At 64.7% G+C, this 15,007-nt stretch carries 14 protein-coding genes; 2 read left to right on the forward strand and 12 right to left on the reverse strand.

The window, feature by feature from the left end:
* Positions 1–2: 2 nt before the first annotated feature.
* On the reverse strand, positions 3–452 hold the full coding sequence (locus tag IVB05_RS26190; RefSeq protein ID WP_247778838.1) for a tripartite tricarboxylate transporter TctB family protein: 450 nt from the start codon (positions 450–452) through the stop codon (positions 3–5).
* Positions 453–462: 10 nt separating this feature from the next.
* Positions 463–1,443: a tripartite tricarboxylate transporter substrate binding protein gene (locus tag IVB05_RS26195; protein ID WP_247778839.1), complete on the reverse strand. Its 981-nt coding sequence runs from the start codon at positions 1,441–1,443 to the stop codon at positions 463–465.
* A 234-nt stretch (positions 1,444–1,677) separates the two neighbouring features.
* Between IVB05_RS26195 and IVB05_RS26200 the strand changes: the two genes are divergently transcribed.
* A complete protein-coding gene (locus IVB05_RS26200) occupies positions 1,678–2,604 on the forward strand; it encodes a LysR substrate-binding domain-containing protein (protein WP_247778840.1) in 927 nt (308 codons plus the stop codon).
* 64 nt (positions 2,605–2,668) lie between these two features.
* On the forward strand, positions 2,669–3,619 hold the full coding sequence (kdgD, locus tag IVB05_RS26205) for a 5-dehydro-4-deoxyglucarate dehydratase (protein ID WP_247778842.1): 951 nt from the start codon (positions 2,669–2,671) through the stop codon (positions 3,617–3,619).
* Between the two features lie 11 nt (positions 3,620–3,630).
* On the opposite strand, the gene mmsB is transcribed toward kdgD, so the two are convergent.
* From mmsB to IVB05_RS26255, 10 genes are all read right to left on the reverse strand, one after another.
* Positions 3,631–4,812, reverse strand: coding sequence for a multiple monosaccharide ABC transporter permease (gene mmsB, locus IVB05_RS26210; protein ID WP_247778843.1), 1,182 nt, complete (start codon positions 4,810–4,812; stop codon positions 3,631–3,633).
* A complete protein-coding gene (mmsA, locus tag IVB05_RS26215) occupies positions 4,809–6,371 on the reverse strand; it encodes a multiple monosaccharide ABC transporter ATP-binding protein (RefSeq protein ID WP_247778845.1) in 1,563 nt (520 codons plus the stop codon). Before mmsA ends, mmsB begins: the two co-directional genes overlap by 4 nt.
* A 79-nt stretch (positions 6,372–6,450) precedes the next feature.
* Positions 6,451–7,524, reverse strand: coding sequence for a multiple monosaccharide ABC transporter substrate-binding protein (gene chvE / locus IVB05_RS26220; protein WP_276578710.1), 1,074 nt, complete (start codon positions 7,522–7,524; stop codon positions 6,451–6,453).
* Positions 7,525–7,641: 117 nt separating this feature from the next.
* Positions 7,642–8,529, reverse strand: a complete 888-nt coding sequence (locus IVB05_RS26225; RefSeq protein ID WP_247786947.1) for an SMP-30/gluconolactonase/LRE family protein — start codon at positions 8,527–8,529, stop codon at positions 7,642–7,644.
* A 14-nt stretch (positions 8,530–8,543) separates the two neighbouring features.
* Positions 8,544–9,683, reverse strand: coding sequence for an aldose epimerase family protein (locus IVB05_RS26230; RefSeq protein WP_247778847.1), 1,140 nt, complete (start codon positions 9,681–9,683; stop codon positions 8,544–8,546).
* Positions 9,680–10,612, reverse strand: coding sequence for a Gfo/Idh/MocA family oxidoreductase (locus IVB05_RS26235; protein WP_247778849.1), 933 nt, complete (start codon positions 10,610–10,612; stop codon positions 9,680–9,682). Before IVB05_RS26235 ends, IVB05_RS26230 begins: the two co-directional genes overlap by 4 nt.
* Entirely contained in the window at positions 10,609–11,388 is a 780-nt protein-coding gene (locus IVB05_RS26240; protein ID WP_247778850.1) for a FadR/GntR family transcriptional regulator, read from the reverse strand. The genes IVB05_RS26235 and IVB05_RS26240 overlap by 4 nt, the downstream gene beginning before the upstream one ends.
* A complete protein-coding gene (gene yjfF, locus IVB05_RS26245) occupies positions 11,385–12,368 on the reverse strand; it encodes a galactofuranose ABC transporter, permease protein YjfF (protein WP_247778852.1) in 984 nt (327 codons plus the stop codon). Before yjfF ends, IVB05_RS26240 begins: the two co-directional genes overlap by 4 nt.
* Positions 12,365–13,348, reverse strand: coding sequence for an ABC transporter permease (locus tag IVB05_RS26250; RefSeq protein WP_247786951.1), 984 nt, complete (start codon positions 13,346–13,348; stop codon positions 12,365–12,367). The genes yjfF and IVB05_RS26250 overlap by 4 nt, the downstream gene beginning before the upstream one ends.
* 11 nt (positions 13,349–13,359) lie before the next feature.
* Positions 13,360–14,904 (reverse strand): sugar ABC transporter ATP-binding protein, encoded by a 1,545-nt coding sequence (locus tag IVB05_RS26255; RefSeq protein ID WP_247778853.1) that lies wholly within the window; start codon positions 14,902–14,904, stop codon positions 13,360–13,362.
* Positions 14,905–15,007 lie beyond the last annotated feature (103 nt).

Below are 15,007 nucleotides of genomic sequence, written 5' to 3' on the forward strand. Positions count from 1 at the left end.
CCCTAGCGGGGCCAGATCGGGATCGGCAAGCCGAGCAACTTGACGAACAGAAGCACCGCGGCGCCTGAAAGCACGATGGCAAACGCTATCGCTTCGATGAGCCGCCCTTCCCGCGTGGCGAAGCTGGCGAGAATCACGGCGACGACGGAGGCGATCGCAAGGCCAAGGCGCTCGGCCGTCAGTGCGAAAACACCGACAGAAGCCAGAATCGCAAGCAGCGGCCGCAACTGAACGGGCGCGATTCCGACGCGCATGCGCCAGAGCCCGCGCCCGCTGAAGAAGAGACCGAATCCCATCAGCGCGACGGCGACGACGCGGGGCATGTAGCCCGGTCCCATATCGGCCGCGTGACCGATCGCCAGCTTGCGCGTGGCGACGAGGGTACCCGCCGCCACCACCACCAGAAACAGGCCGAACAGCAGATCCTGCAGGTCGATCCGGGAACGCGTCATCGGCCCGCCCTCAGCTGCCCTTGATGCCGGCCTCGCGGATGATCGTCCCCCAGCGGGCCGTCGCGTCGTTGAGCCAGCTGCGGAACTCCTCCGGCGATTGGGCCTTCACGACGCCGCCCTGCTCGGCGATCTTCTGCTGAATTTCGGGCTCTGCCAGGATCTTGCGAATCTCGGCGTTCAATCGCGCGACCATGGCAGGCGGCGTTCCGCCCGTGGTCAGGATGCCCTGCCAGGTCCCGGCATCGCCGCCGGGCAGGCCCGCCTCCTTGAAGGTCGGCAGATCGGGGGCCGACGCAATGCGCTGCTCGCCGGTGACGGCCAGTCCGACAAGCTGCTTGTTCACCACGAAGGGCATCGTCGCCGCAGCGCCGTTGATGATCACGCCGCTCTCCCCGGATACGACGGCGCGCGAGGCCGCCGCCCCGCCCTTGTAGGGAATGTTCTTCCACTGAATTCCGAGCTGCTTCGCCATCGCCACGGCCGTGATGTGGGTGGCGCCACCGACGCCTGAATTGGCAATGGTGAGCTTGTTCGGATTGGCCTTGGCGTATTCGATCAGCTCCTTCGTCGACTTCGCCGGGACCGATTCATGGACGGCCAGGACGTAGGGGCCGAACATCACCATGGAAATGGGCGCAAGGTCCTTCTGGACGTCGAAAGTGAGATCGGAAAACAGGCTGGGCGCCGTCGCGAGCGAAGCGACATCCATCAGCAGCAAAGTGTGTCCGTCAGGCTGCGACTTGGCGACGGCGTCGGCGCCGAGATTGCCGGCCGCGCCGGGTTTGTTCTCAACCACGACCGACTGGCCGATGGCGGCGGATAGCTTCGGACTGATCAGGCGGGCGAGAATGTCGGAGGTGCCACCGGGGGCGAAAGGCACAATCAGCCGCACCGGCCGCTCGAAATTCTGGGCCCCGGCCCCGCTTGATGCCAAAGCAGACACCGAAAGGACTGCGGCCGCGATCGCCCGGGCGAGAGATGGCATAGACATCGGTCTTCCTCCGTTTCAAAGCGCAGTTACGCGCGATCCCGCCGTTTCACCGGCAGGCTGCAGGCCTTCGAGGCTGCGTTGGGAGAAATGATAGGTCATGGGCATGGCCGTCCATGAACTAGTCTGCGGATAGGTCGATACCTTTTTTGGATGGATCGGCCCTGTCTCAGCCTATAGAAGCAGGGCATCCGGCCGGTGACCGGCCCCTCGTCTCAAGTTGAAAATACGGGTTTCATGTTTGAGTTGAGCCAGTTGCGCTGCTTCGTTGCAGTTGCGGAAGAACTGCATTTCGGGCGTGCGGCGCTGCGGCTGAACATGACGCAGCCGCCGCTCAGCCGCCAGATCCAGATTCTCGAGCGCGTTCTCGATGTGACGCTGCTGGAACGCAGCAACCGGGCGGTCAGGTTGACGCCTGCCGGGCAGCGTTTTCTGACCGATGCGCGGCATCTGCTCAAGCTGGCGGAAAGCGCGGCCGTGCTGGCCCGGCGGATGGCAAATGGCAAAGCGGGATCGATCAATATCGGCTTCACGGCGACCTCCGCCTACAGCTACGTGCCGGCGCTGGTCGCGGCCTGCCGGCGCGAACTGCCTGATATCGAGATATCGCTGAAGGAAATGGTCTCCAGCGACCAGCTCAAACGGCTCGATTCCGGCGAGGTCGATATCGGCCTGCTCCGCCCGCCGATTCCGCGCGGCAATCTTGACGCCTTCCGTGTGACGGCGGAGCCGCTGGTCGCGGCGCTGCCGAGCGGCCACCCGCTGGCGCAGGCGGCCCAGTTGCGTCTGGAGGATCTCGCGAACGAGCCCTTCATCATGTATGAGCCTTATGAAGCCCGCTATTTCCACGATCTCCTGGTCGAGCTGTTTTCACGCGCAAATCTGGTGCCGAATTACGTGCAGCATCTCGCCCAGATCCATTCGATCCTCGCCATGGTGCATTCCGGCGTCGGCGTGGCGCTGGTCCCCGAGACAGCGCAGAATCTCCGTTTCAGCGGCGTGGTGCTGCGCCCCGTCCTGATGCAGTGGCAGCGGCCGGCCGAATTGTTCTTTGTCTGGCGCGGCGACAACGACAATCCGCTTCTACCCGTCATTGCCGGCATCGCCCGAGACCTTGCCGCCGAGGCCAGCTCGATCCAATCAATGGATCGATCGATACAGTGATTGGGTCTCCATCCGCAGCCATCTTGCATTAATCCTTCAGCGCAAGCCGCTGAAGGATCAGAGCATGAGCAGAATGACCCCCAAGGAAATGGCCAGCCGGATCGGCAATGGCCTGCTGTCGTTTCCCGTCACGCCGTTTCGGCCCGACAACACGTTCGACGAGGTCCGCTACCGCTCCAATCTCGACTGGCTGTGCGGCTATGAGGTGGCAGGACTGTTTGCCGCCGGCGGCACCGGCGAATTCTTCTCGCTGAACCCGGCCGAGGTCGCGAAGGTCGTGGCAACGGCCGTGAGCCAGACCAAGGGACGCGTGCCGGTCCTCGCCGGGATCGGCCACGGTACGGCGATGGCGACGCAACTCGCCATTGCGGTCGAGGCGGCTGGCGCCGATGGCGTGCTGCTGCTGCCGCCCTACCTGGTCTTTTCGGAACAGGAGGGGCTGGCGGCCCATATCGAAGCGGTGTGCAACGCCACAAAGCTCGGCGTCATCGTCTACAACCGCGATAATGCGATCCTGAACGAGGATACGCTCGAAAAGCTGTGCCAGCGCTGCCCCAACCTCGTCGGCTACAAGGACGGCATCGGCGACATCGAGCTGATGACCCGCATCCATCTGCGCATGGGCGACCGGCTGACCTATATCGGCGGGTTGCCCACGGCCGAGACCTTTGCACTGCCTTATCTGGAAATGGGCGTAACCACCTATTCCTCCGCGGTATTCAACTTCGTCCCGGAGTTCGCGACCAAGTTCTACGCGGCCGTGCGCCGCCGCGACCGCGAGACGGTTCAGGCCGGGCTGCGTGACTTCATCCTTCCCCTGATCGCAATCCGCAATCGCAAACGCGGCTATGCCGTCTCAATGATCAAGGCTGGCATGAAGGTGATTGGCCGTGACAGCGGCCATGTCCGTTCGCCCCTGACGGACCTGACGCCGGCGGAGACCGAGGAACTGGCGGCACTCGTCGCGCGTCTCGAAACTTGCGAGTTCGCAAAGCGCGAGCTGGCGGCCGCTTAGCCGCCACTGCCCTATCGCCGCTGGTTATAGACGTCCAGGCAGACGGCGCCGAGCAGCACCAGCCCCTTGATCACCTGCTGGTAGTCGATGCCGATGCCGAGGATGGACATGCCGTTGTTCATGACCCCCATGATCATAGCCCCGATCACCGCGCCGCCGACCCTGCCGACACCGCCATAGGCGGACGCGCCGCCGATGAAACAGGCCGCGATGACGTCGAGCTCGAAGCCGGCGCCGGCCTTCGGGGTCGCGGTATTGAGCCGCGCGGCGAACACGAGGCCGGCGAGTGCCGCCAGCACTCCCATGTTGACGAAGGTCAGAAACGTCAGCCGTTCGGTCTTGATGCCGGACAGGCTCGCAGCCCTGGCGTTGCCGCCGATGGCATAGATGTGGCGGCCGATCACGGTGCGGGTGGTGACGAAAGCATAGAGCCCGATCAGCGCCGTCATGATCACCAGCACGTTGGGCAGGCCGCGATGCGAGGCGATCAGGCCGGCGAAGAACACGATCACGGCAAACAGCACCGCGCTCTTGGCGACGAAGAAGCCAAAGGGCTCAACCTCGATGCCGTGCGACGCCTGCCGCGCCCGGCTCTTGGCGCTGGTATAGACCAGGGCCACCGCCAATACGGCACCGATCAACAGCGAGGTGGGATAGAGCGTGCCGGCGCCGGGGAACAATTCCGGAATGAAGCCCGAGGACAATTTCTGGAAGGTCGGCGGAAACGGCCCGACCGACTGGCCCGCCAGGATCGCGAGCGCAAGTCCCTTGAACACCAGCATGCCGGCCAGCGTCACGATAAAGGACGGAATCTTGAAGTACGCGACCCAATAGCCCTGTGCGGCGCCGATCGCCGCGCCGACCAGCAGGCAGGCGAGGAAGGCCAGCGGATAGGCAATGTGATAGCGCACCATCAGCACCGCGGCGACGGCGCCGACGAAGCCCGCGACCGAGCCGACCGACAGGTCGATATGGCCGGTGACGATGATCAGCAGCATGCCGAGCGCCATGATCACGATGTAGCTGTTCTGCAGCACCAGATTGGTCAGGTTCAGCGGCTGCAGCAGCGTGCCGTCGGTCATGACCTGGAAGAACAGCATGATCGCAAACAGCGACAGCAGCATGCCGTAGTTGCGCAGATTGTTCTTGATGAAGCCGGTGTGCCCGGGCAGCGCAACCGCCTTGTCGGTCATGGCCGCAAATCTCCCTGAAGTACCTTCTTGTCCATTTCCTTGTTGCGCATGATGGCCCGCATGATCCTTTCCTGGGTGGCCTCGGCGGCCGCGAATTCTCCGACAAAGGCGCCGTCATTCATCACGCAGATGCGGTCGCAGACCCCGAGCAGTTCCGGCATCTCCGACGAGATCATCACCACCCCCTTGCCCGCCTCGGCAAGCTCGTTGATGATACAATAGATTTCGTACTTTGCCCCGACATCGATGCCGCGCGTAGGCTCGTCGAGGATCAATACTTTCGGATCGGTCATCAGCCATTTCGACAGCACCACCTTCTGCTGGTTGCCGCCGGAGAGCTGGCCGGTCTCCTGATAGACATCGGAACACCTGATCCGCATCCGGTTGCGATAGTCGCTCGCAATGCGCAATTCGGACATGTCATCGATCATGCCTTGCCGCGCCACGCGGCCGAGGCTCGCCAGCGTGATATTCTTGCGGACGTCGCTGTCCAGGATCAGGCCGAGCTGTTTGCGATCCTCGGTGACGTAAGCGAGGCCGGCATCGATCGCCGCCGCCACGCTCGACAGGTTGACTTCCCTTCCATCGAGCCAGATGCGGCCGCTGATCCGGTCCCCCCAGGCGCGGCCGAACAGGCTCATGGCGAATTCGGTACGGCCGGCCCCCATCAGCCCGGCGATCCCGACCACCTCGCCGCGCCGGACCTCGAAATCGACGCCCTTGATCACGCGGCGTTCCCTGTGGAGCGGATGATGCACCGTCCAGTCCTGGACGGCGAAAACAGGTGCGCCGATCGTGGCGGTGCGTTGCGGAAAACGATGGGCAAGGTCGCGATCGACCATGCTGCGGATGATCCGGTCCTCTTCCACCGGCTCGGCGCGGCAATCGATGCTGTCGACGGTGCGGCCGTCGCGCAGCACCGTGATCCGGTCGGCGACGCGCGCGACCTCCGACAATTTGTGCGAGATCAGGATCGAAGCGATGCCCTGGGCGCGGAAAGCCAGCAGGCGATCCAGCAATGCCGCGCTGTCGTTCTCGTTCAGGCTGGCGGTCGGCTCGTCGAGGATCAATAGTCGCACCCGCTTGGACAAGGCCTTGGCGATTTCAACCAATTGCTGCTTGCCGACGCCGAGATCCGTCACCAGCGTATCGGGCATCTCGGTGAGGCCGACCTGGGCGAGCAGTTCCTTGGTCCGGCGGTAGACCGTGTCGCGGTCGATCACGCCAAGACGCGAGGGCGGATGCGACAGGAAGATGTTCTCCGCGATCGGCATCAAAGGAATCAGCGCCAGCTCCTGATGGATGATGATGATACCGAGCGCCTCGGAATCATTGACGTCGCGAAAGCGCCGCTCCTCGCCGTCGAAGATGATGCTGCCTTCGTAATCGCCGTGTGGGTAAACGCCACTGAGAACCTTCATCAGGGTAGACTTGCCAGCGCCGTTCTCGCCGACCAGCGCATGGATCTGCCCCGCCTCCACCGTGAAGTTCACGTCGCGCAGGGCCTGAACGCCGGCAAAGCTCTTGCTTACGCCGCGCATTTCGAGAATTGCGGTCATCGCGCCATCACGTCCATTGTCTGTCTATCTCGCTGCGGCAGGTGGCGGCGCCGGTCATCGCCGGCGCCGCCATTGCATGTCAATCGAACTGCGAACGCTTGTAGTAGCCGCCGTCGATCAGCACCTTCTCCCAGTTGCTCTTGTCGACGACGACGGGCTTCAGGAGATAGGAAGGTACCACCTTGACACCGTTGTTGTAGGTCTTGGTGTCGTTGACGGTCACTTCCTTGCCGCTGAGCGAGGCGTCCACCATGTCGGCGGTGACGCGGGCGAGATCGCGGGTGTCCTTGAAGATGGTCGAATACTGCTCGCCGCGCTGCATCGACTTGATCGACGGCACCTCGGCATCCTGGCCGCTGACGACAGGCATCGCCATGTTGCCGCTGCCATAGCCGACGCCCTTCAACGACGAAAGAATGCCGATGGACAGGCCGTCATAGGGAGAGAGCACCGCATCGACCCGCTTGCGGCCGTAGAACGCGCTCAAGAGGTTGTCCATCCGCGCCTGGGCCGTGGCGCCGTCCCAGCGCAGGGTCGAGACCTTGTCCATGCCCTTCTGGCCGCTGCCGATCACCAGCTTGCCGCTGTCGATATAGGGCTGCAGCACCGACATCGAGCCGTTGTAGAAGAAGTAGGCGTTGTTATCGTCCGGCGAGCCGCCGAACAGTTCGATGTTGAAGGGTCCCTTGCCTTCCTTCAATCCCAGCCCCTGCTCGATCGACTGCGCCTGCAGCACGCCGACCTGGAAATTGTCGAACGTGGCGTAGTAGTCGACATTGGGCGTGTCGCGGATCAACCGGTCATAGGCTATGACCGTGATCCCCTTGGCCTTGGCCTGCTTCAGCACGTCCGACAGCGTGGTGCCGTCGATCGCCGCGATCACCAGCACCTTGGCGCCCTTGGTCACCATGTTCTCGACCTGAGAGAGCTGGTTCGGAATGTCGTCCTCGGCGTATTGCAAATCGGTGCCGTAGCCGCGCTCCTTCAGGATTTTTACGATGTTGTTGCCATCGTCGATCCAGCGTGCCGAGGATTTTGTCGGCATGGCGATGCCGACCGTGCCCTTGCTCTGGGCGAAAGCGCCGGTCACCGCCGTTGCGGCCATGGTTGCTGCCAGCGCCAACGCCGACAATGTGGTCTTCAGACTAGTCATGCTTCACTCCCTTGATATCAGAGGATCTATGGTTCCTGGATTGTCGGACCGCTGAATGCGGTTCTTGAAACTCAGTCGTTTCTCGCGCGTTTTGCTGCCGCGCCTCGTCTTCCTCCATCAACCCGTTGCAAGTTTTACGTCCGGTTCAGGGCGGCCACGCGCTGCGACATCGAGCACGAAGGTGCGGCCATGATCGGGATCGGCGCGTTTCGCATCTTCCCCCATCCCCTGCCAGGCCGAGGTAACGAGCAGGCGTGAGAAATCCGGCCCGACAAAGGCAGGACAACTCGACTGCTGCGCCGGGACACGGAGCGTGCGCAGATGCTCGCCTTGCGGACTGTAGACATCGATGCAGCCGCCGCCCCAGCGTGCATTCCAGATCAGCCCGTCGGCATCGACCACCGCGCCGTCAATACCGCCGCCACCTCGCCGGGTGACCAGCGCGACCGGCGCGCCGCGCGGCAGGCCAGTCGCCGCATCGAGGTCGACGCGGAACAAGATGTTCTTACCGGTGTCGGCGAAATAGCCGACAGTCCCGTCCGGCGAGAAACAGATCGCGTTCGGGATCGTGATGTGGTCATAGAGGCGCGACAGCTCGCCGCGATGCAGCGCATAGATGGCGCCCAGCCCCCGCTCGGCCCGGCGGCCCATGGTGCCGATCCAGAAGGTACCGGATGGATGAACCCGGGCATCGTTCGAACGCGTTGCGGCATCGTCGGCTTCGAGCGGACGGTACAGCGCCATCCGTCCATCCGCCGGGTCGCGGATGTAGAGGCCGTCGTCGGCGACGAGGAGCTGACGATGCGCGTCGATCCGCCCAAGCGCACTGCCCATCACATCGAGCGAATGGATGGTGGTCCGGCCGGTATCAAGCCGCGCCTCAAACAGCCGGCGCTCGACGATGTCGAACCACCAGGCCGTGTCGGTGGTCGCGTCATAGGTCGGCCCCTCGCCGAGATGGCATCGCTCGTTACAGAGAACGGTCGTCGGCACCTCCTCTTCCATTTTGTGATCGCCGGTCATTGCCCGCCCTCTCCAGGTAACTCTACCTCGGATTGTGTCCCGATTGCGCCGTGATCTGCATGCGAAAAGCGGTACAGCGTGGTGTGGCGATAGACTTCGCCAGGCGAAAGCCGTGCGGTCGGGAAGTCGGGCCGATTGGGCGTATTGGGCCACGCGTGCGGCTCGAGGCACATGGCGTCCGACTGCCGATAGAGGCGGCCGCCCTTTCCGGCGGTGGAGCCGTCGAGAAAGTTTCCGGAATAGACCTGCAGCCCGGGCTGGTTGGTGAAGAGTTCGAGCACGCGGCCGGACGCAGGCTCCGCGAGCCGCGCAGCGAAGCGAGGCTCGCCGCCTGCCGACGCGAGGCAGAAATTATGGTCATAGCCGCGGCCCACTCGCAGTTGCGGATGGTCGTTGCGGATCCGTGCGCCGACCTCGGCGCCTGCCCGGAAGTCGAACGGCGTACCGGCGACGGCGCTAGGCGGCTGCGGCAGCGGGATCGCCCCGGCATCGATGGCAAGGAAATGATCCGCCGCCACGGTCAGGTGATGATCGAGAATATTCCGGCCCGAGCGGGCACCGGCCATGTTGAAAAAGCTGTGATTGGTGAGGTTGACCATGGTGGGGCGATCGGTCCGCGCCGTCATGTCGAGCCGGAGTTCCATCGGTCCGGCGAGGCGCCAGGTCACCTCCACGTCCAGCGTACCGGGATATCCTTCCTCGCCATCAGCGCTGGTGTAGGCAAGCGTCACGGCCGGATGATCTCCATCCTCGATCGCGATAATTCGCCAGTTGCGGCGATCGAAACCGTCCAACCCGCCATGCAGCGCATTGACCCCGTTATTTGCCGCGAGCTGCACCTCAGTGCCGTCGAGCACAAAGCGCGCGCCGGCGATGCGGTTGGCATATCGCCCCACCGTCGCGCCGAAGAACTGCCGCCGGGCGAGATATCCCTCGAATGTGTCATGCCCGAGCACGATGTCGTCGCGGCGTCCGGCCGCATCCGGCACCAGCAATGCCTGCAGCGATGCGCCATAGGTCATGATGCGCGCTTCCAGGCCATCCGCGGCGTGCAAGGTCACGCGCTCGACTTCGGTGCCATCGGGCAGCATCCCGAAGGTGGAACGCACGATACGAGGCATAGAAGACACGTTCATGTCGCGTCCTCGAAGGGTTCAACCGTGCGGCGTCGCCCCAGCAGGAGCGCGTCGGCGACAAGCTGGAGCGGCGCGAGATCGACGTCGGCCTCGCCGGTTGCGCAGAGTTCGCGGAAGCGGCGATAGAGCCCGGCATATTCGGCGTCCGCGGCATCGACGAGCTGCTTGCCCCCTGCCCTCAACCTCGCCCCGCCCATGGAAAGCGTGACCGGGCCGCCGTCGGTGTCGAGATCAATGTCCCAGCTTTGCGGGCCGGTCTGGAGGAAGTCGAATTCGGCCGTGATGCTCAGCCCCTGCGCATCGCTGAGCGCAAGCGTGGCGGCGATCGGCGCGTCGCGATTGGCGGGGAATGCGAGATCGGCCGACGTCACGAATAATGGTTGCGGCAGGATACGCGTCAGGATCGAAAGCGCGTTGATGCCGGGGTCGAACACGCCGAGCCCGCCCGGCTCAAAAATCCAGGCCTGACCCGGATGCCAGACCCGCACGTCTTCCTTCCAGGTAATTTTGACGGATGTGACCTGCCGGCCGGCCAGCAATTGCCGCGCCGGTTCGACAGCCGGAGCGAAGCGGGAGTGCCACGTGGCGAACAGCGTGCGTTGCGCGGCCCTTGCGGCGGTCACGAGCGGAGCGATTTCAGCGACTGTAGCTCCCGGCGGCTTTTCCAGCATCACATGCTTGCCGGCGGCAAGCGCCATCGCCGCCTGCGCGTGGCGAACCTGCGGCGGGGTGCACAGCGCCACCGCGTCGATCGGTGGACCGTCGCGCAGCAGCTCATCGAGCGTCGCCGCATGCGGCACGCCGGGAAGCGAGGCATTGCGGCTGGCGACGGCAACGAGTTCGACACCGTCAGTCGCAGCGATGGCCGGCACATGCTGATCGCGCGCGATCTTGCCAAAGCCGACGATAGCGACGCGAAGCGGGCTCATGATGGCTCTCCGGACTCGGCTGCAGCTGATGTCGCAGGCGCAACACCGGACGACGCCGGCGTTCCCTCATGACGGCGCAATCCATTGTGGATCACCTCGATCATGGCTGCGGTGGCTGCCCCGGCATCGCCGCTCTCGATCGCATCGACGATGCGCTGGTGCCACAACAGCACCGTCTCGCGGTCCTGCGTTTCCACCGGCGCGCTGAGCAGGAACGAGGCGCGCAACGCCGCCTCGATGACGTTGCCGATCGAGCGCATGAACAAATTGCCGGAGGCATTGGCGACGGCCAGATGCAGGGCAAGATCGCCGTCGGCAAAACCAACGGAGTCGGAAGCCTCCGCCCGCATTCGCGCCATGCTCCGGCGGAGTTCGGCGATGTCGGCCTCCGAGCGCCGGCCAGCCGCGAGCGCGGCGGCGCGCGGCTCGACGGCGAGGCGAATCTCGGCGAGATCGTTGAGAAAGCGCCGGTCGATACCGGCATCGAGATGCCAGGCCAGCACGTCGGCGTCGAACATGTTCCAGGCGCCGCGCTCGCGCACCACGGTGCCGACCCGTGCCTTGGTGGTGAGCAGACCCTTGGCGACCAACGTTTTCACGCTCTCGCGCAGCACCGGCCGCGATACGCCGAACATCGCCGTGAGTTCGACGTCGCCCGGCAGGCGGCCACCTTCGGCGTAACGGCCGGCGATGATGTCAACGCCGATGCTGCGGGCAACCTCGGCGTGGTTGGAATGCGCGCGCCGCGTCGGGATGACGACAAGCCGGGACGTCATGATTTGAGAACTCCTGCCTTACGGGGGCCGGCCCGGCGGGCGATGCCCAGCATCGCCTGCTGCAGGGCGATGAAAGCGAAAAGCAGAACACCGGTCACGATCTTCGTCCACCAGCTCGACAAGGTTCCATCAAAATTGATGTAGGTCTGGATCAGGCCCTGGATAAGCACGCCGAGCAATGTGCCGACCACCGACCCCTGCCCGCCGGTCAGCAAGGTCCCGCCGATCACCACGGCCGCGATGGAATCCAGTTCGACGCCGACGGCGGACAGCGAGTAGCCCGCCGCAGTGTAGAAAGAGAACACAATGCCGGCGAGCCCGGCAAGGACGCTCGACAGCATGTAGATGCGCACCGTCATGGACCCGACCGGAATGCCCATCAGGGCGGTGGTCGCGCGGCTGCCGCCGAGCGCATAGACGTTGGCCCCGAAGCGGGTGAAATGCAGCAGAACGGCTCCCGCCGCGACCACCGCAAGCATGATGAGGGCAATGGCCGTGAGCCGGCCTCCCCCGGGCAACCGCAGCGCGAAATCCGACACCGTCGAATAGAGCGGCGCACTGATCGGCGTCGATTCCGTCGACATCAGAAAACTGGCGCCGCGAGCGAGGAACATGCCCGCCAGCGTGACGATGAACGGCGGCATATCGAAGACGTGGATGATGGCGCCCATGGCCGCGCCAAAGGCGGCGCACAGCAAGAGGATCGCGGCGAAGGCGACGAGCGGCGGCACGCCGAGCCGCTCGATCGCCAGCGCGACGAACACGGTGGTGAAGCCGATCACCGAGCCGACCGACAGGTCGATCCCGCCGGAAATGATCACGAAGGTCATGCCGGTGGCGACGATGCCGAGAAAGGCGTTGTCGGTCAGCAGATTGGCCGCCACCCGGGTGGAAGCGAAATTGGGAAATTGCACCGTGCAGAGTGCAAATCCGATGACGAAAACGATGGCCGTGATCGCGACCGGCGGCAGGCCCCTCATTGGCGAGCCCTCCCCAGCACGGCCCCGGCATTGGCGAAGCGCGGCGACTGCAGCAGCAGGACGATCAGCACCACGGCCGCCTTCACCACGAGATTGAACTCCGGCGGATAGCCCGACAGCAAAATGCCGGTGTTCATGGCCTGGATGATCAGCGCGCCGACCATCGCCAGCACCAGGCTGAAGCGCCCGCCGAACAGCGAGGTGCCGCCGATCACCACCGCAAGGATGGCGTCGAGTTCGAGCCAGAGCCCGGCATTGTTGGCGTCTGCGCCCATGATGTCGGCGGCGGCGATGATTCCGGCGAGCGCCGCGCACAGGCCGCACCACACATAGACCGCGAGGATCATGCCGCGCGTGCCGATCCCGGCCAGTTCGCTCGCCTTTGCATTGCCGCCGGTCGCCTCGATCAACAGGCCGAGCGCAGAGCCGCGGACCACCGCACCGGTGACGATCAACATGCCGAGCACGACCACAACCGGCGCCGGCACGCCAAGCACGGCGCCGTTGCCGAGCCAGACCAGATCGGGCGCGGTGAAGGTGACGATGCGGCCCTCGGTGATGAGTTGCGCGACGCCCCGGCCGGCCACCATCAGGATCAACGTGGCGACGATTGGCTGGATGCCAAGCACGGCAACGAGAAAGCCGTTCCACAGCCCGCATAACAATCCGGCACCGAGCGCAGCGGCAAGCGCCAGCGGCAGGCCATGGGCGTCGGCGAGACTCGCGGCAATCGCGCCTGATATCGCCATCACCGCGCCAACCGAGAGGTCGATGCCGCGCGTGGCGATGACCAGCACCATGCCGAGTGCAAGCAGCGCGACCGGCGCGCCGCGGTTCAGGACATCGATCAGGCTTCCGAACAGCCGTCCGTCCTGCATCCGCAGATCGAAGAATTGCGGCGAGACCGCGCGATCAACCGCGAGGATCACCAGCAAGGCGATGATCTGGGCAAGGCCGCGGCGTTGCAGCAGTCTTTGCAGCAGGCTCGGCATCATGATGCCCCGGATTCCGCACCGGCGGTGCTTGCTGCGGCAATCGACGCAAGAATGTTGGAGACGTCGATAGCTTCTCCTTCCAACTCATCGACATGGGCGCGATCGCGCAGCACGATCACCCGGTCCGAATAGGTCACGATCTCGTCGAGCTCGGAGGAAATCACCAGCAGCGCCAGGCCGTCGTCGCACAGTTCGCGGATCAGGCGGATGATCTCGGCATGCGCTCCGACATCGATGCCGCGGGTCGGTTCGTCGAGCACCAGAACGCGCGGCGCGGTGGCGAGCCAGCGGGCCAGCAGCGCCTTCTGCTGATTGCCGCCGGACAATAGGCCGATCGGGCGCTCCGGCTCCGGCGGGCGAATGTCGAGCAGCCTGATGAAACGCATCGCGATCTCTTCCTGCTCGGAGCGAGACAGCGGCTTTGCGAGGCCGCGCTTGGCCTGCAGCGCCAGCACGATGTTTTCGCGCACGGTCAGGTCAGCAATGATGCCCTCGGTCTTGCGCTCTTCCGGGCAATAGCCGAAGCCATGGGCGACCGCGTCGCGCGGCGATTGCAGCCGGACCGGCTTGTCTTCGACGGTGGCGCTGCCGCTGTCGGCGCGCTCGGCGCCAAACACCAGCCGTGCGGTTTCGGTGCGCCCCGATCCGAGCAGGCCGGCCAGGCCAACCACCTCGCCGCGGCAAAGCGCAAGATTGAACGGCGCAAGGTATCCGGCCTTGCCATAGCCCTCGAAGCGCGCGCAGATCTCCCCGACCTGCCGCCCATGCGCCGCGGCGCGCTCGCTGGTTGTCTCGGCGAGCTCGCGGCCGAGCATCATGCGGATCAATTCGATCCGCGGCAGTTCGGCGGTCGTCCGCTCGCCAATCAGCCGGCCGTTGCGCAAAACCGTGATGCGGTCGCAGATCTCATAGACCTGATCGAGAAAATGGGTGACGAAGACGACGCCGATGCCACGCAGCGCGAGCTTGCGCATCACCGCAAAGAGAATTTCGACCTCGTGGCGATCGAGACTCGCGGTCGGCTCGTCGAGGATCAGAACCCGCGCCGACTGGTCGACGGCGCGCGCGATCGCGGTGATGTGCTGAACCGCGACCGAATAGTTTCCGAGCGGCTCGGCGACGTCGATATGCAGATCGAACTCCGCAAGCAGCGCGATGGCGCAGCGGCGCATCTCGGCCTCGCGCACCAGGCCGAACCGCGTCGGCTGCCTGCCGAGATAGAGATTTTGCGCCACCGACAGGTTCAGGAGCAGATTGACCTCCTGGTAGACGGTCGCAATGCCCGCATCGACCGCCGCCTTGGCCGAGCGCGGCGCGACCTCGGCGCCGCCGAGCCTGACGATGCCGGCATCACGCGGGAACACACCGGTCACCGCCTTGATCAAAGTGGACTTGCCCGCGCCGTTCTCGCCGAGCAGCGCGTGAATTTCGCCGGCCCGCAAGGTGAAATCCACCTCCTGCAGGGCGCGCAGCGTGCCAAAGCTTTTGCTTAAGGCCCGCACTTCCAGCAGGGCCGAGCCATGATCGGAACTTGCAGTCATGCCGGCATCACTCCCACCGACGCTCGCGTCAACGCGAACGCCCGGCATGTTCGCCTCATGCGGCGGATTCGTCGAGAAGGCTTTTGCCGCCGGGCCCGTTCAG

Source organism: Bradyrhizobium sp. 170 (genome assembly GCF_023101085.1).
In the GTDB taxonomy this organism is placed as follows: Bacteria; Pseudomonadota; Alphaproteobacteria; order Rhizobiales; family Xanthobacteraceae; genus Bradyrhizobium.